Below are 16,070 nucleotides of genomic sequence, written 5' to 3'. Positions count from 1 at the left end.
CTCATACACAGCCGTCAGCCTCCGAAACCGGTCGACAATCGCTGTTCCTAGCGACTGACGAAGCCACCCGCGCCGGCACGCGATGACGAGCAGCAGCCGACCCCGCGCCGCAGCAAGGTTCTGGAGGCCCTCGCGCGGACGGAGCGGAAGGAGTTCACCCGAACCGCGCCATTATCCGCACGTGCTGGGCCACCAAGAGGGCGGTCACGTCGACGCGGAGTGGCTCGCTGCTCTGCTGGCGGAGTACGGCAGTGTTCTCGAGGTAACGAGCTGGCCGGACCTGACGGCTTCCACCGCGGAGAGGAACTCATCCGGCGGATCGTGTTTGGTCATGTAACCGAGGGCTCCGGCCCGGAGCGCATCGGCCGCGTCGTCCGACTCCAGGGAACCGGATAGAGCGATGATCCTCACCTCCGAAGAGAGTTGCTCGATGACCTCAAAGGGATGGTCGAGCCTGTCCAGGTCGAGGATCAAGAGATCGTACAGAGAGGGGTCGGGGAGGTCTGCCGGTTCATCGACGTCAGCGACCACTCGCAGACCGCTCTGCATGGCATTCATCAGCGCGGTGAGTCCTGCACGGATCAGGAGCACGCTGACGATGGCGACGCCCGTGACCGGTCGGGCCTCATGCGCTTCCACCTTGGGGGAGCGCGGTGCGACCACCGTTGTGTGCAAGGCCGGCCGGGGCAGGGGGAAGTCCAGCAGCGATGCGAGGTAGCGGCGTCCGAGCGGTTGCCCGCGCCAGTAACGTTCGCTCGGCTAAGGTGGCCTGCTGAGTCGTCGCAGCGGGCGCCACAGGCGGTCGGCCAGCCGGCTCATGACGTCTTCTCCTCTGTCCGACGCTCGGATTGCTGCCCTGCCGAGGTTGGTACGGCACCCATGAGCGCCGCGGCGAAATCAGCGTTCTCGGCCTTCGCGGAACGCCCCGCGATCGTGTCGCGAATCTTGTGACTGGTCGCGAGCTGTCTAAGGAGGGCGGGAGCGGAGGCCCCTGCCGCGATGGCGGCGCCGGCGCCAACGACGTGGCTCTGGAGGGCCCAGCCGACGGCCGCGCCGAGAAGAACCCGGCTCACGGCGACCAAGCCGTCCGCGATCGGATCCATGAACCTGGTGATCGTCGGCAGTTTGCGGCGTCCAGCCAGACGGGCGCGCCGCCGCGCTTCCTGCCAGTCGATCAGGCGGCCAAAGGTAGTGACGGCTTCTATCAGTAAGCCGCCCAAAGCGCCGTAACCAGCGGCGTGGGCCCAGTACATAATCCCCTATTGATCACTGGTAGCAGATCTATTGTCGCAGCGTGATGCAGACACGTCAGGCGCTTCCGTGCACACCCATTGGAAAACGGCCAAAATCAGTTGTTAAAGAGCACCCGTGGCGATTACGGAAGGCGACTGTCACGCCCAGGGGCTGTCACGCACACCGTCCGGCTGTCACGCGGCCGGTCCGGGCCCGGGAACACGAGCCCGGACTAGGATCCGAGCCTCTTTCCTGATCAGCGTGACACGGCCCGAGTCCGGTTACCGTTCGGCCGGACCAGCCATGCGTGTTCGGTCATCGGTCCAGTGCCTCCTGCCGGACTCCTGGCGGGAGCTCCCCGGAACGCTGAAGAAATTTCGGCCGTGGCCACGATGGACTCCACCGCGCGCCCAGCGTCAGAGGGGAGACGATGGTGGCGCGCATCGGCTGTCTTGAGTGGCGGCAAGGTCGCCCGGCGCAGCGCACTGCTCCGTGAAGGCGGTAATCACGCCGAGGTAGTGCCGGAGCGGGCGTGCCTCAGTCAGGGACAGACGTAGGAAGGCGTATGCGCTGCCCCGATGGTGAGCTGTACGTTCGGCTGCTGTTCCAGCAGCGCCTCGAGGTCGTCCAGGACGAGCGTCCCCGTCCCTCTGCGGTTCGGAGTGTTCGAGGCTCAGATCAAGACGTGGAAATCTCTGTAGTGACAGCGGTTCGGTAGCTTGTCGTGGTCATGGCCCTTGCCCCGGTCCGTGCGCCGGGCCACGATGGAGAAACGCGAACCGCTCCAGCCGTGAAGGCGACCGTTGCATACGAAGGGCCGAGACGGGAGAGATTCCGCGAAGCCTTCCCGAAAGGGGTGAACACATGAATATCGCTGAGTGTCGAGGCTCTACGAGCAAGGATGCGAACCGGATTCGACTCTGGGGAGTAAATGGGACTCTTAGGCGTCTTGTTGTTCTTCACGGGAGGGATGATTTCCCAATCGCCCGATAGTGCTTCAAGTGGTAGCCTTCTTCACTCTGCTGGCATTGTGCTCATAGTGGTTTCTGTGGTGGGAAGCCTGTCGAGGGCGAGACGCAGATCGGAAGACGTGGAGCGGTACCGCAGTGATGGGTGGGCGCGATGCCGGCACTGCAGAGGCAGGGGGGAGGTTTTTGAGAGCGACCATTGGCGGGACTGCCGCTCCTGCTCTGGCCGGGGCTGGCTCCCACCCAACTGATGTCGGGCTGCAAAATGATGGGGGATTGCAGCTCACGCGGTGACGCCGAGCAGCATCTTCGCAAGCCGCCCCGCCGCATTCGGTTGGCCAAGGCTCCGAGGCCGTTCCGACATGGACTCCTGTCGGCCAACCGAGGCCAGGACCGGGGCGACCATCTCACGCAGGCCCTTCGCCGTGACCGCCTCCCGCACCAACGCCACCGCAGCCCCCGCTTCCTCCTGCATGTGCAGAGCATCGTGCGTCTGCTCGTGCCGGCCGACGTCTCTCGACACCGGACCCGCCGCGGTGCCAACTGCCGGGGATGAGGTCTGGGCTGGTTTCCCGATCTCGAAAGGGTGAGGGAGCGGGCGGTCGGCCTTTGCCGGTGCTGCGGCCGCCTGGGCGGGCCCCGTCCCGGTCTGTGTGCGCGAACGTCGGCACCTGCCTGGCCGGGCGAGCTCCACGCCGTGGAGCCAGGCACGGGTGGGGGGATGCACGACTGGTCAGGCCGGTAGGCGCACGCCATACAGCGCAGTGCCGCGACCGGACCGCGCCCGCCGAGCTCAGTCCGCGCTCGCATAACTGCGGCCGGGTGACCAGTCTTTCAGGACAAGCGCGCCGGTCGAATTCCGAAACCAGCGGTTCGCAGAATCTGAGGGTTCCCATGGCAGGATCCCGCTGGTGGGATGTGGGTTCTGGGATGGCACGTGGGTTTATGGGCGACGTGTCAGGCAGGATTGGGTCCCCATCGGTTGGGGAGGACTCGGGGTGGGTTACGAATTGCAGGCGGTCATCGCGGGCGACGAGGTGCTGCGGGTCGCGTCGCTGGAGGTTCCTGGATCCCAGGTGGTGCCTCTTCGTCAGGGCCTGTCGCTGATGCCGATGACTGATGAGGTTTTCGACGCCGTCACGGACGGCAGCGACGAAGGAGACCTGGGGTTCTGGCGGCTGCCAGGGGGCTTTGGCACGCTGCTGGCTCAGTGGTCCGCCGCAGGGCCAATCGCCTATGTGGAGGCCGAATACTTCGGAGGAGTCGGCGAACAACGGGCGGCCGTCTGGGCTGACGGTGCACTGGAACTTGGGCCGCTGGACGAGCCGACGAAGAAGCGGTTCTCGCGAGCAGTCAGCCCCATTTCCCAGGCCCTGCGACGGCTCGGTGCACGAAGGAGTTCGGGCGAGGACGAGTTCGAGGCCGTGGGTCTGGACCGTCACCGCAATAACGAGGACTGGATCTCCAGCACCTGCTAGGCCTGGGTGGGATCAATGGTGAAGCGCTCGGGGTAGGCCGTGCGGACGTAGTGGATCGCGGTGTGAGAGGCGACCCCGAACAGCCGCATCAGCCGGATCGGGTCGGCCGTTTCTCGAGCCTCGTCGAGGAACCGGTCCTGCCGTAGTTGGGTGGGGTTGATGTCGATCCGGTCGCGGAGCGCTTTGAGGTTACAGGGGCCGGGTGAGGGCCGGTCGACGTGCAGGGCGGCGATGGGGCTGACAATCAGGAGCGAGTTGCTACTCAGCGGCCACCGCCGGTGGCGCTCGATCAGCCAGTCCTTGACAAAGCCGCAGCGCGAAGTCGTCCAAGTAGACCTCGTTGTCGAGCCGGTTCGGCCTACGGATCCGCAGACGTCCAGTGGAGCGGTTGAGGTCGTCAAGCCGTATCTCGACGACTAGCGTGGGACGGATGGCATAAACGGCCATCAGGACGAGAGCGAACTTGTCCTCGATGCCGGGGACCTGATCCAAGAGACCCCTGAGACGGTTCGCCGGGATGGGCCGGGGGCCCTGACGGGCGCGGTGAGGTGCATGTTCCAGGCCGGATCACGAAAGATCCGGCGCTCACGTTGCAGGGCCCTGAAGAGACCGCAGTCAGATGAAGTACGAGTATTCGACGGCGGCCGTCTTCACCTCTTTCTCGGTGACTTCGCTGAATGACGTGAGGTGATCCCAAGAGGGACGTATGGCCACGACGTGTGGCATGCAGCCGCGGATCATGTTCCAAGCATGGCTGGTGAGGGCTGTTTACCCTTGCCATGGAGCACGGACGCCCAAGCGCGAAGGTCGGCCTGGAACTGCGCTGGCGCCTGGTTCACCCACCGGTGGACGGATGCCTCGTGGGTGCCGATCGCCTGTGAATCCCGGCCCAGCAGGGCCTCGGTCTGCAAGAATCCGGCGACTCGAATAGTGTTGAAGTACGGGTCATGGTGCCGACGCCGTAGACGTCGCGCTCGAGTACCGGGGTGGCGGTGCCGAGCCGGCAAGAGGGCCGCGAAATGTGCAACCCGAGTTCGGGCTCGCCTCGATCGAGTAGCGAAGCAAGCTCCTCTGCAGTGACCGGCCTGCTCTCGCGAACGGGCTGGCCGATGTCGGCTGGCCAGCTGGGTCTGACACGGGCAATGAAGTCCGCGAAGTCCTCCCGCAAGTAGTGCCGATCGGACGGTTTCAGCCGGATCTGCTGACGGCTGTCTGCCCACCAAACCTCGAAGTCAGCGATGGTGCCTTCGGTGGGCCACTGTTCTGCCTGTTCCGGCAACAGAAGAACGTCGACGAAGCCCCCGACGCCATCCGATGTCTACGAAGATCCCGATTGCTCCAGGTCGGGGCACCTTCACCACAGTGCCTCGCAAGACCTGCCCGAAGCGCAGGTTCCCCCGGATCCGCGCCCACGCCGCATCGGTAACCACACAGCGCACCCTCGCAGCCTCACGATCTTGTGGCGAGCCCGTGCTCGCCACAAGATCGGGCTGACTGTGCCAACAGCGTCACGTCGTGCTGGTGTCGGCGGGGGCCCCATGCGGCCGCGCGGCCTGTCTGGTCAACGGGCGGGGCGGAAGCGGCGGGTGGCACACGACCGCAGCCCGTCGAAGCAGCGGGCTCTGGCACGTCGCCGAACCTGTCGCGAGAGTCATTGTGCGAAAACCGTTTCGCGAGAGGTTGCGAGAACGAAGGTCAGGGGCAAACCGGACACCCTCCGGTGGGCGGCCACGGTCTCTCAGAACTACTCATTTCTACGAGAGGAGTTCATCGGACAAGCCGAGATGGCAGCGGAGTGCCTGTCGACCGAGGGGTTTGACTGACTGCACGCGTGGTACCGACGGCAGTGATCCAGCCCGTGTCGAACGCGTGACGGCACAGGGCGGCACCCACGGCGCCGACCAGGTGACGGCGGCGTTCGGTCCAGTCCGGGTATGACCGTACCGACAGTCGGCGGGTGCCGGTCGGGACAGTGATGCCGAGGTCTTCGAGCCAGGTCGCTCCGGTCCTGGTAAGTTCGAGTCCGTGCGCTTCAGGTTCAGTAGTCCTCGTTCGAGCATCGCATCGGTGATGACGACCCCGACGGTTCCGGCGAGGTGGTCGTAACAGGTGCCGGCGTGGACGAGGGCCTGTCAGCGGCCAGCCGCCGTCAGGGAACGCGGCGTCAGAGAACGCTCGGGCGCCATCGCGGCGAGGCTCTCGACCAGCTCGGCGACGGGTGGACCGGCCAGACGCACCTAGGTTCTTTCTCTTTTGTCAGCGTCGTGCCCAGATGAGGATGGCGGCGAGGTGGAGTGCGGCCTGGTAGGCGATGGCGAGTTTGTCGCATCGTGTGGCCAGGCCGCGCCACTGCTTGAGGCGGTTGATGCACCGCTCGACGGTGTTGCGCTGCTTGTAGGCATCGGCATCGAAGCCGGGCGGGCGGCCACCTTGGCGGCCCCGCCGATGACGGTGGCCGACTTGGTCCGACGGCTGCGGGATGACCGCGCGGATCTGTCGGCGACGCGGGTGGCCGCGGATCGCGCGGGATGAGTACGCGCGGTCCGCCAGGACCATGGTGGGGCGGGTCCGGGGCCGACCGGGGCCGGGCCTCGGCACCCGGATGCGGGCCATGACCGTCTCGAAGGCGGGCGCGTCACCGGCCTGCCCCGCAGTGACGGCAGGCGCTGCAGGCGCCGGGGTGGCCGGTGGGGGCGGGGCGCGCTCGGGGTGAGGGTGGTCGGCTCGACGACGGCGGGCGGGGTGCTGAGAACTGTCGGTGTGGGCATGGTGGGGATCTTCGGGCGGAGCATCGGTGATCTCCCTTCGGGTGGTTACTTGATGAGGCTGTTGATCGCGGGAGCGAGGACGCTGTCGCCGAGGAGGAATCCGCCGAGGAGCAGCACGGCGATGAGCCAGGCGGGCGGGCGGATGAGCTTGACGCCGAGGTAGCCGACGGCGATGAGCGCGAGCCAGAGCGGGACCTGCATGGCGGTTGCCTCCTAGCGGAGGCGGCAGCGGTGGGTGCGGGCGGCGAGCTGGGCGGCGGTCTGGCTGGTGTAGTCGGCGGGCCAGCCGCAGCCGTCGGAGCTGCACACGGCGGCGTGTTTGGTGTGGCCGTTGCGGTCGCGGTGGGTGCCGATCTGTACCGGGCCGATGCGGATCACGGAGTGGAAGTTGTCGCGGGCTGGTTCTCCTTCCTGGTCAGGCCAGGTGGGCGGCGATGGCGTCGGCCAGGTGGGGCGGGACGCCGAGGCGGGCGCGGAGGGTGCTGGTGTCGATCGGGGAGCCGGTGCGGATGCGGTACTCGTCGGCGACCTTGCGGGCGTGGTCGACGAGGACGGGGGGAACCGCGGGGGCCGGGGCCGGAAGGGCCGGCGGCTCATCGGGTTGCGGGGTTGGGGGCTCGTCGGCTTCGGGAGCCGGGCGCTCTGGGTCGGGCTCCTGGACCGCTCCCCGATGGGGCGGTGTCGGGCTCGGGCTCGGATGCCGGCGGTTCCGGCTGCGCCTGGTGCTGGTGCTTGGCGGAATGGGCGAGCAGGGTGCCGCCGAGGAAGGCGAGCGCGGGCCATCCGACGATGCCAAGGCGGAGCAGGGCGGGTGGGTGGGCCAGGTCGAGGAATCCGGCGGTGGCGACGTTGGCGCCGAGCGAGGCGAACAGGGCGATGAGGAACCACGACCAGGCGAGCCGGGACGGTCCCTCGCTGCGGAGCCGTCGCCAGGCGACGACCATGAGCAGGTCGACGCTGACCGGGTAGGCCCAGGCCATCCAGCTGTCCTGTCCGGCAGCGGCGGCCAGGTCGTGCAGATGGGCGAAAGACAGGGCACCGGCAATCACGGCCTGGACCAGGACAGCGTCGACGCGCAGGCCGGGGCGCGTGGCCATCAGGAACCCTCGGCGGCGGTGTCGGTGGCTCAGGGAGCGAGGCGGCCAGCGACGGGCTGACGGCTTCGACGAAGTCGAGGTCAGCGCCGTTCATGTCGGCGTAGAGGGCGAGTTGGCCGAGCAGGAGCACGGTGCGGGCGAAGTCCTCGCAGTCGGGGCACATGGCGGTCGTTCTCCCTTCATCAGGCATGGGGGGTAGGGACTTCGCGCGAAGGCGGTCGCGCCGACCGTGGAGGGGAAAGTCAGGCCGTTACGGAGGCTGTCTTGGACAGCGGCATTGGTGCAGCGGGGCTGCCGGTCAGCGCAGGGCGGAACGGGGCCAGTTCGGGCAGTTCCGGGGTGTGGTCGGCATGCCGGTTGCAGATGTTGGCAGCCTGCCGGAGCGAGGTGTGCGGGGCGCGGATGCGGTGCCAGCCGCCGGTCGAGTCACCGACGATGGCGATTCCGCGCATCTCGGCGGGGATCTGGATGGCGGCCAGGACGGCGTCCGGGGTGATGTCGCCGAAGGCCATATTGGCGCTGATTCGTCGTTGACGCAGTGGGCGGTGCGGCCGGTGAGCTGGGCGCGGAGCATGGTGATGCCCTTGCCGAGTTCGGAGCCGAAGCGCTGTGCAGGCGGCCCGGACACAGAATCTGGTCCAGATCGCAAACCCAGGGGCTGCGGTCGACCTCTCGACACCGAAGTCAGCCTTGGATCAACCAACCAGGGGGGGACCGTTCCCTCAGGAGCTCTCAGCGGATCCGGTCCAGCACGGTCTGGAGGTCTTCGAAGGCATAGGCCCAGTTATGGCACTTGAAGCTGCGCAGATCCGTGATCGCTTCACCACAGCCATGACACAGCAGCCCGGCGATGGCCTGAGGGGCTTCGGTGTTCACGTACTTGTGTTCGCCGAGGATCACTTCCGCGATCATCTTGCGCTCGTGTGTGCCGGCGAGTGCCGACGAGACGATGTCGAGCCAGCTGGGTACCCGACCGCATGATGCGCACGCTCGGGAGTCGCCACTCACCCAGAGCGGTGCCCCGATCGTACCGGCGTCCATGCCAAGAAGCTGTTCCACTTCGCGCACGTCCGCTCCCCTCGTAACCCACTGGTATCGGCCTGGCAGCGAGGCGGGCGAGTCGTATACGGCGTGGAAGAGAGTGTTGCTCACCCTACGGGTTTCACGCTGAGCGGTCATGAGGGGACTGTCTCCAACTGTTCGCGGGCGTAGCGACTGTCTTCGACTCCATGACACCGGCCCTGGCTGGTGCGCTGCCGCGCACATCGCCTGACATCTGCGCGTCCGTTGTGCGGCGCAACCGGAAGACGGTGCACAGTCACTGAACGGTCAAATCTCGGTACCGAGTCAAGGCGTTCACAACTGTCGCCGTACCGAAGACTTGGTTGAAGTCGCTTACGAGAACGCCAGTGCCCAGGGCATCCTTAAGCCACTGGCCCTGCTTGTGGGGGGTCACCACATTCGGCGCAGGAATCCGGAGGATGGGCTCTGCTGGCCATGAACCGTCGTCGAGTTGCATGTCGAGCAGATGCCGCACTGCCCACGCCGAGGGTTCGTCTTGGGCAGCCCCCCCGAGAAGCAGAGTGCGCAGTGCGAGTGCCGTGGCGAAGGCAGAGGGGCCGACCTCAGGACAGCTGCTCCAGGCTCCATTGGCTTCCGCTCGCTCGCAAATGGCATCGCGAGCGCTGCGCATGAGTCCAGCGTCCATTCTGCGGGCAGAAGCGAGCGCTTTGAGTGCGATGTAGGTGGGATACGTGATGCCCGGCCACCAATAGCTGCGCCACAGGCCGTCATCGTCACGAGCGTTCCTCACATACGAGGCACCTCGCCTCACAGCGTTGTCGTCCGGGCCACGAAGCGCGGCGAGAGCGGTAACCGTGCTTGCAGTAACACACAGGTGAGGCTGCGTCCAACCCGTCACCAGCTCGGGCTCGGCGCCGATGAAACGCTCGATGCCGTCGGCGCTGTCGTATGTGCTGATGCCTCCGGTTTGGCGATCTTGATGCCGAGTCAGGTATGTCGCCGCTCGCAGGAGGGCCGATGGGCGCCAGCGCGGCATGGTGGTCAGGGCAGTCACAGCCCACGCTGTGCTGTCCGCGTCACACGGCACGGCCGTGTTGTACGACCAACCACCGTCGGGACGCTGCCTGGCGACGAGTCGTCGAGTGGCCAGGCTGGTATGTGGTGACACCTCCTGCAATTCAGAAAGGGCGCAGCAGACATAGCCGGTCACCCAATCGGAACTCGTTCCTGCCAACGTCCGGAAGTCCCGCCACAGGCCGTCTGCATCGATCTTGCCACAGAGATGACCAATAGCCCGGGAGATGGAACTGGACAAGGCTTGCCGAGAAGTATAAGAAACCGTCCTCATTCAATCCACGCCCGGATGCTATGGCAGAGGAATGCAGCAAGTCCGCATTCACTTGCCCGAGGGAATGATGCGAGCTCACGCAGAATTGATACAGCCTCAGCCGAAGCCCGTTGGATGCCGTCAGAGTCGAGTAGCCCTTCGACAATTGACCGATCCGTACGGATCTCCGCCGAGGCAGCTGAAAGCAGCACGCTGTTGAGCGCACCGTCCTGCATGTCGACAACCAGGTCGCTAAGGTCGTCCACGATTGCGAACAGTGCGCCGAGCCGATCGCAGAGGTCGCGAATGAGTTTGGCATCGGCGTCACCCAAGTCCAGTGCAGCCAGGCATCCAAGCACCCGGAACGGCGCTTTCGACGACTCCACCGAGAGGAACTTGGCCGACGAGGATGAAGTTGGGCAACGAGCCGACTCGAGTTCGACCCTGTGCGCGTTGACAACTGCTTCGACCAGCTCGCTGCGTCGGTTCTTTCTGGCTTCGAGCAAGGAAACTCTGCGGAAGAAGTCCGTGACAATAGCCAGGAGAAGTGTCACCTCCGGCGCTTCCTCGACTCGCTGCGACTCGGCCAGGACGACGTCGGCGGCGCCCGTCGCAGCCTCAGCCACACTCTCAGGCGTCAGAAGCTCGCCAAGGCGAGTCGCCACATCAGGGAAGCCGTCATGGGTGAGGTCGAAGAGTGAGACACCGAGATTGAAAAGAGCACTTGCCTTACCGACCTCCTCAGACAGGCGGTCGCCCAGCACAAGACGGCGGACGGTCGTGGTCACACCCTGGCCGAATGCCAAAACATAAGGCAGCCTGCGGCGCACGGAAACGTTGGCGGGACCCCATACTGTGTCTCCGTGGAGCAGTTCCCGATAATTCGGCCCCAGGGACGGCTCCACTACCTCACGGCAAAGGCTTCGCCCCAGGTCTCGTTGCTGATAGCGATAGGCCTGCTGCTGTTCTCGGCTAGGCCACATGCCCTCGCGTTCGAGCGTCCGAACCAGTGCGCGACGACCACGAAGCCAGAGTTCATCCAGCAACATCGCGACCGGCCACTCGCTGATGTCTTCCTCGATTTTCAACGGCTGTGCCGACCCCTGCACGACTACTCCATTACGCTCCGTGCGGGCGGATAAGGGGGCGATTTCGCATGAGGTATGCGATCTTCCGTTCCAGGTCGCTCTGGGACGTGATGGGAAACATGTCGTCGGTGACGGCGCTCACCGAATCCACTACACGGTGATTGCGCCCCATGACTCGGATGACTTTGTTCGGCCCGATCTTTTGCGCGAGTTCATCCCGGTTCTGCACCGGGTACTGGATCTGAGGAAGCTCCGTGCGTAGATGCTTGAGTTCCTGCACAGTGTCCACCTGCTTCCGGTTCTCGCGCATTACCCCGGCCAGCTTTTCCACGAGGCTTTCCATCGAGGACACGGGAAAGAATGAACCCGGGAGATACTTGATCATGCGCGCCGGTGAGACCTGGACACCGTCCACATTGAAGGTTGCTGTCGGGCCGCCCAGTTGGTTCAGCATCTGTCCTGCGCTATTGAGGGGAAATTGCAGGTGCCCAAGGATTGGCTTGATCTTGACGATCTCTCGAAGATCTGCCTCGGTGACAAGAGGGGGGTTGGCCATCGGAGGCAGATCTCGAAGCAGATCTTGATAGGCGCGGCGGGTACGCGGGTCGAGTTCCTCATATTCAGACATGCTGTTCACCATCCGCTCGACTGTGCGTTGTGGTCGACTGCACCGACGAGGTATCCGCCGTCGTCAACATTGGAGCAGGGCCAGTCCGAGTCACGGCACCACTGAGTGCTCCAATTGTCCCAGGCCGCGTAAGTACACTCGTACCGACGGTCACCTTGGCATTGCCCGCTGATCCATGACACAGCAGTCTCCTTTCCTCGCACTGGCGCCCGCTTACCGTGAAAGTCCGGTATGCCTCACTTGTACCTTGCCTGTGTGAAGGTGTAAACGCGAAATCAAGGACAGGCAGGAATAGCACCCGTACGGCCCCGTCACGAGACGGGCGGCGGGTGACACGACGACGGCCAGTCGGCGCGGCGGATGCCGCGCTTGTGCTTCGGCGTGAGGGCCTTACCTGGAGATGCGCGGCCATTGCCGCAAGCGGTGTCCTGCGTAGAAGGCGCCCAGGCCGGTGCCACGGGTTGGCCGCACTCGACGATCACGGGGATCCCACGCTTACGCAACAGGCGTCGATAGCTGCTGTGGTTGTAGCCGAGGCCGGCCAAAGGCATGTCCGGGCAGAGCCCTGCGTCCGCGGAGAGCTCGTCGAAGGGGCAGCAGATGGGTGCCCTCCTTACCACCGCCGCCTCACCGCATGAAATGGCGTCTAACTGCGTGACAACGCGCACGAGCACCGGCGAACAACCGCGGACGTCTGCGGACTATCAGTGCAGGCGAGATGCCCAACAGCCCTAGGTTCTTTCTCTTTTGTCAGCGTCGTGCCCAGATGAGGATGGCGGCGAGGTGGAGTGCGGCCTGGTAGGCGATGGCGAGTTTGGCGCATCGTGTGGCCAGGCCGCGCCACTGCTTGAGGCGGTTGATGCACCGCTCGACGGTGTTGCGCTGCTTGTAGGCATCGGCATCGAAGCCGGGCGGGCGGCCACCTTGGCGGCCCCGCCGAAGACGGTGGCCGACTTGGTCCGACGGCTGCGGGATGACCGCGCGGATCTGTCGGCGACGCAGGTGGCCGCGGATCGCGCGGGATGAGTACGCGCGGTCCGCCAGGACCATGGTGGGGCGGGTCCGAGGCCGACCGGGGCCGGACCTCGGCACCCGGATGCGGGCCATGACCGTCTCGAAGGCGGGCGCGTCACCGGCCTGCCCCGCAGTGACGGCCAGAGCCAGGGGCCGTGCATGACCGTCTGCAACCAGGTGAATCTTTGTGCTCAGCCCACCGCGGGAGCGTCCGAGTGCGTGATCGGCCGGCTCGTTTCGGCCTGCGGCCCCCTTTTGAGTGCTCCGGCGGCGTGCTGGTGGGCCCGGACGACGGTCGAGTCGACCGACACGGTCCAGCCGATGTCGTCCACGGCATCCGCTGCGGCGAGGACGGCGGCGAAGATCTTCTCCCACGTGCCGTCGACGGCCCACCTGATCAGCCGCTTGTGAGCGGTCTGGAACGAGCCGAGCTCCTCGGGAAGGTCCCGCCAGGGCGAGTCGGTGCGGTACTTCCACGCGATGGCCTCGAGCGTACGGCGGTGATCCGCCCACCGCCGTCCCCGGACCGGATCCGCCGGCATCAGCGGCCCGATCCGGTCCCACATCGCATCAGTGATCACTAATCGGACACATTCGATCAACCGACCAACCCATCAAAGAGACACGCTCTAGCCGTGGTGGCCCTGCCGTTCCTCGGTCAGCAGGTTTCCGTGGACGAGCGCGTGCAAGTGCTCAGGCGTGGTTGACGGCGCCACCCCCGCATGACGTGCCAATTCCGTCGCTGTCCAAGCCGGGCCGTCGACGAGGGCCACACAGAAGCCTGCCCGCGTACCGTCGGCCAGAAGCTTCGCCACAGTAGCCAGGTCAGGACGGCTACATGTGCGCGCTGCATGTCCATGCGATCCGTTGTCCCCGGTTACACTTCGGCCCCCACCGAAACAACCGGACCCTAGGCTGCTGGCCATGAATACGGCACCTCCCAGCACCCTGCCCGCACAGACAGTCGCCACCCATCTGGAGATCGAGCCGAGCATCCTGTACTTCGGGACGCCAGTGGTGCTCCTGTCGACAGAGAATCAGGACGGCTCGTTCAATCTGGCCCCGATATCCTCCGCATGGGCCCTCGGGCGGACGGTTGTGCTCGGACTGGGCCGTGAAGGGCAGACCGCCTACAACCTCGGCAGCCGCCCCGACCTGGTCATCAGCCTGCCATCCCCTGCCCAGTGGCCGGCGGTGGAGCGGCTGGCGCCACTGACCGGCCGGAATCCAGTGCCCACGACCAAGCCCAAGGGCTGCCGCTTCGAGCCCGACAAGTTCGCCGCAGCCGGCATGACCAGCGAACCGTCCCATCTGGTCCGGCCGCCTCGCGTCGCCGGATGCCCGATCCAACTGGAGGCCCGCGCCAAGCGGGTGCAGGCGGACGTCTCCGGGGATTTCGTCATCATCGAGGCCGTCCTGTGCAGGGTGCACGCCGACTCTCGCATCGTCGTTCCGGGCACCGACCACATCGACCCGGCCGCCTGGAGCCCCCTCATTTACAACTTCCGCCACTACTTCGGACTCGGCCCGGAACTCGGCCACTCCTACCGCACCCAGACACCCCGCAACTTCGAGGGACCTGTCGCAGCGCCTGCACTCGCCGACACAGCGTCCAACTGAGATCAGGCGGCCTGGCCGAAGCCGGCGACGGCCAGGTGCTACTCACGCAGCGGGGTGACGTCGACGTCCTGCTTGAGGTCGTACGCCTCGGGCTGAATGCCAAGCTCGTGCGTGGAGTACTCGTCGAACCGGTTGGTGCGCTCGGTCAGGTTCGGCGAGATGTAGCCAGAAGTTCGGGTTGTACTGACCGTTGATGGGCTTGTCGTCGGACTGCATGGCGGGGCGGCTCCCTCGCTCGGGTTCGTGTGAGTGGCGGTGGTGCGCAGGCCGGACGGCCTGGCCCGCACCCGACCGCGAGGGGTACGGGTGCGAGGCGGGTGGTCCTTAGTGCGGTCGCGCCGGCAACGGGCACGAGCGGGGACGCGCGGGGTCCGGTGTGGCCGCCTGGACACTCGTGTGCGTTTCGAACTCGACCCTAAGGACGTCGGAAACCTTCTACGACGTTCCCTCCACCTCTACAGCGGCCTCGACCTCCGAACCCTCAAAGCCCTTCTCGACCTGGCGCTCCCGCCCTCCGCGCAATCCCCCGACGGACGATGACCATTGCTGCGCTGCTGCCAGATGCGGCTTGCCGAACCTGTGAGGGTACGGGCGGCCTTCCGTTATTGCGGTGTGATGGCTTTGAGCCAGTCCTCGACGGCGAGGACATCGGCCCACTGGGGGAGCAGCTTTTCGGTGAGCATCCGGTGCACCTCGGGGTCGGTGTCGAGGCAGGCGTCCGCCAGGACGGTGAGGCCGAAGTCCAGGTCGATGGCGTGCCACAGAGTGGACAGCACCACAGCGCTGGTGGCGATGCCGGTGAGAACGAGACTGTCGATGCCGCGAGCCCTGAGTACCAAGTCGAGGTCGCTGCCCGAGAACGCGCTTCCGCGCCTTTTGGTGACCACGACGTCGCCTTGCTGGGGCGCGACGTCGTCATGAATCTCGGTGCCAGGGGCTCCCTCGGTGAACAGACCGGCCCGCACGGCGTTAGTCATCACCTTGTTGCGCGGGCTGACTTCTGGATCACCTGGCCGTAACCCGAGCACCACGTAGATCACGGTGATGCCTGCAGCCCGGGCACCGTCGATCGCCCTTCGCAAGCGCGGCAGATATCCGGAACCGTCGTCGGCGATGGCCACGACGTCCCGTTGGACGTCCATTACCAGAAGTGCGCTGTTTGCCATGCGTGCCGTCCCTTCTCCGCTAGGACGAGTCTGGTGGACGAACCGAACTGCCGTGAAGGTTTCGGGAGATTTTCGCAGCGTCGTGCCTCAGTGCCTCCACGACTTGCCGTGCGATCACCAAGGCTGCAGAACTCGGTGACAAACGGTGTCGCAAGTCAGTCACGAAGCCACCGCGCCGGCGCCGCGTAGGGCGAGCCCCCTGCAGCCGCTCGAACGCGATCCGTCCGGCGGCGTCCCATACGACCAACTTGCCGTCCAGCGCGGTTGCGTCCGGCCGCGGCACGCAGCCGAGCGACAGCGGGGGAGGGCACCTGCTGTGCCGGACTCGCTGTCTGCTGGCGTCGGGAGGTGTCGGCCGACCTCAGCCGGGGGGCTGCCGGCTCGGCGGCTGGGCTGCGTTCCCAGCTGGTGAGGCCGTTCTCGAGGATGGTGCCGGCGCCAAGGTCTTCCGGCTGATCGGGTTGCCCCGGAGGTTGGCTGGGCCCTCCGGCTCGTCGGGCTCTTCCTGCTGCGGATTGGTCCCCCAGGTCACCATCGCGTCGTAGGGAGATCCGGTGGACCCCCGCTAGTAGTGCTTCGTTAGGTTCTGGGTCTGGTCCTGCTGGTGGTGAGGGGTCGGCCGCAGGTGTGGCAGGTGCCGGTCCAGCACCTCAGCAGGTC

General features: G+C 65.9%; 14 protein-coding genes and 5 pseudogenes. 2 read left to right on the top strand and 17 right to left on the bottom strand.

Features of this window, described 5'->3' with window-relative positions; genetic code table 11:
- Positions 1-204 precede the first annotated feature (204 nt).
- The 3 genes from ACZ4VF_RS19940 to ACZ4VF_RS19930 all read right to left on the bottom strand — a co-directional run bounded on the left by ACZ4VF_RS19940 (position 205) and on the right by ACZ4VF_RS19930 (position 2,676).
- Positions 205-639, bottom strand: coding sequence for a response regulator (locus ACZ4VF_RS19940; RefSeq protein WP_467927411.1), 435 nt, complete (start codon positions 637-639; stop codon positions 205-207).
- A 176-nt stretch (positions 640-815) separates the two neighbouring features.
- Complete coding sequence (locus tag ACZ4VF_RS19935; RefSeq protein ID WP_467927409.1) at positions 816-1,253, bottom strand: hypothetical protein; 438 nt, start codon at positions 1,251-1,253, stop codon at positions 816-818.
- Positions 1,254-2,484: 1,231 nt separating this feature from the next.
- A complete protein-coding gene (locus tag ACZ4VF_RS19930; protein ID WP_467927408.1) occupies positions 2,485-2,676 on the bottom strand; it encodes a hypothetical protein in 192 nt (63 codons plus the stop codon).
- Positions 2,677-3,199: 523 nt separating this feature from the next.
- On the opposite strand from ACZ4VF_RS19930, the gene ACZ4VF_RS19925 reads away from it, so the two are divergent.
- The gene (locus ACZ4VF_RS19925) at positions 3,200-3,679 is read left to right on the top strand and encodes a hypothetical protein (RefSeq protein ID WP_467927406.1); all 480 of its coding nucleotides are present in this window, start codon (positions 3,200-3,202) and stop codon (positions 3,677-3,679) included.
- Here ACZ4VF_RS19925 and ACZ4VF_RS19920 read toward each other — a convergent pair.
- The 13 genes and pseudogenes from ACZ4VF_RS19920 to ACZ4VF_RS19860 all read right to left on the bottom strand — a co-directional run.
- The gene (locus ACZ4VF_RS19920) at positions 3,676-4,080 is read right to left on the bottom strand and encodes a hypothetical protein (RefSeq protein ID WP_467927404.1); all 405 of its coding nucleotides are present in this window, start codon (positions 4,078-4,080) and stop codon (positions 3,676-3,678) included. The two genes, ACZ4VF_RS19925 and ACZ4VF_RS19920, sit on opposite strands and share 4 nt — an antisense overlap.
- Before the next feature lie 1,353 nt (positions 4,081-5,433).
- Positions 5,434-5,916 (bottom strand): annotated as a pseudogene (locus ACZ4VF_RS19915) (transcriptional regulator); the annotation flags it as partial.
- 19 nt (positions 5,917-5,935) lie between these two features.
- Positions 5,936-6,352, bottom strand: a pseudogene (locus tag ACZ4VF_RS19910) (transposase); the annotation flags it as partial.
- A gap of 140 nt (positions 6,353-6,492) precedes the next feature.
- A complete protein-coding gene (locus tag ACZ4VF_RS19905; protein ID WP_467927402.1) occupies positions 6,493-6,648 on the bottom strand; it encodes a hypothetical protein in 156 nt (51 codons plus the stop codon).
- 12 nt (positions 6,649-6,660) lie between these two features.
- The gene (locus ACZ4VF_RS19900; protein ID WP_467927401.1) at positions 6,661-6,825 is read right to left on the bottom strand and encodes a mobile element transfer protein; all 165 of its coding nucleotides are present in this window, start codon (positions 6,823-6,825) and stop codon (positions 6,661-6,663) included.
- 37 nt (positions 6,826-6,862) lie between these two features.
- Positions 6,863-7,544, bottom strand: a pseudogene (locus ACZ4VF_RS19895) (DUF2637 domain-containing protein).
- Between the two features lie 242 nt (positions 7,545-7,786).
- Positions 7,787-8,154 (bottom strand): annotated as a pseudogene (locus ACZ4VF_RS19890) (plasmid transfer protein); the annotation flags it as partial.
- A gap of 122 nt (positions 8,155-8,276) precedes the next feature.
- Complete coding sequence (locus ACZ4VF_RS19885; protein ID WP_467927399.1) at positions 8,277-8,612, bottom strand: hypothetical protein; 336 nt, start codon at positions 8,610-8,612, stop codon at positions 8,277-8,279.
- 250 nt (positions 8,613-8,862) lie between these two features.
- On the bottom strand, positions 8,863-9,882 hold the full coding sequence (locus ACZ4VF_RS19880) for a prenyltransferase/squalene oxidase repeat-containing protein (RefSeq protein ID WP_467927397.1): 1,020 nt from the start codon (positions 9,880-9,882) through the stop codon (positions 8,863-8,865).
- Between the two features lie 29 nt (positions 9,883-9,911).
- Positions 9,912-11,003, bottom strand: coding sequence for a hypothetical protein (locus ACZ4VF_RS19875; RefSeq protein ID WP_467927396.1), 1,092 nt, complete (start codon positions 11,001-11,003; stop codon positions 9,912-9,914).
- A 10-nt stretch (positions 11,004-11,013) separates the two neighbouring features.
- Positions 11,014-11,622, bottom strand: a complete 609-nt coding sequence (locus ACZ4VF_RS19870; protein ID WP_467927395.1) for a hypothetical protein — start codon at positions 11,620-11,622, stop codon at positions 11,014-11,016.
- A 738-nt stretch (positions 11,623-12,360) separates the two neighbouring features.
- Positions 12,361-13,190, bottom strand: a protein-coding gene (locus ACZ4VF_RS19865) for an IS5 family transposase (protein WP_467927393.1) whose coding sequence is annotated in 2 segments (ribosomal slippage) — positions 12,361-12,860 and positions 12,860-13,190 — 831 coding nt in all. Because the reading frame shifts where the segments join, the coding sequence is not laid out codon by codon here.
- A gap of 69 nt (positions 13,191-13,259) precedes the next feature.
- Positions 13,260-13,477, bottom strand: a pseudogene (locus ACZ4VF_RS19860) (ArsR/SmtB family transcription factor); the annotation flags it as partial.
- A 71-nt stretch (positions 13,478-13,548) separates the two neighbouring features.
- Between ACZ4VF_RS19860 and ACZ4VF_RS19855 the strand changes: the two are divergent.
- Entirely contained in the window at positions 13,549-14,244 is a 696-nt protein-coding gene (locus tag ACZ4VF_RS19855) for a flavin reductase family protein (protein WP_467927392.1), read from the top strand.
- 602 nt (positions 14,245-14,846) lie between these two features.
- Here the strand turns inward: ACZ4VF_RS19855 and ACZ4VF_RS19850 are convergent.
- Positions 14,847-15,410 carry a cysteine hydrolase family protein gene (locus ACZ4VF_RS19850; RefSeq protein WP_467927391.1) on the bottom strand — a complete coding sequence of 188 codons (564 nt, stop codon included), beginning with the start codon at positions 15,408-15,410 and terminating at the stop codon, positions 14,847-14,849.
- Positions 15,411-16,070 lie beyond the last annotated feature (660 nt).

Source organism: Streptomyces sp. NPDC029151, assembly GCF_055564315.1.
Note: the sequence above shows the minus strand (reverse complement) of the source record. Positions and strands in the feature narration are given on the sequence as shown.

Coding starts and splice junctions, on each gene's coding strand:
- ACZ4VF_RS19935 (WP_467927409.1), bottom strand. CDS start 1,253: ATGTACTGGGCCCACGCCGCTGGTTACGGCGCTTTGGGCGGCTTACTG.
- ACZ4VF_RS19930 (WP_467927408.1), bottom strand. CDS start 2,676: ATGCAGGAGGAAGCGGGGGCTGCGGTGGCGTTGGTGCGGGAGGCGGTC.
- ACZ4VF_RS19905 (WP_467927402.1), bottom strand. CDS start 6,648: ATGCAGGTCCCGCTCTGGCTCGCGCTCATCGCCGTCGGCTACCTCGGC.
- ACZ4VF_RS19870 (WP_467927395.1), bottom strand. CDS start 11,622: ATGGTGAACAGCATGTCTGAATATGAGGAACTCGACCCGCGTACCCGC.
- ACZ4VF_RS19855 (WP_467927392.1), top strand. CDS start 13,549: ATGAATACGGCACCTCCCAGCACCCTGCCCGCACAGACAGTCGCCACC.
- ACZ4VF_RS19850 (WP_467927391.1), bottom strand. CDS start 15,410: ATGGCAAACAGCGCACTTCTGGTAATGGACGTCCAACGGGACGTCGTG.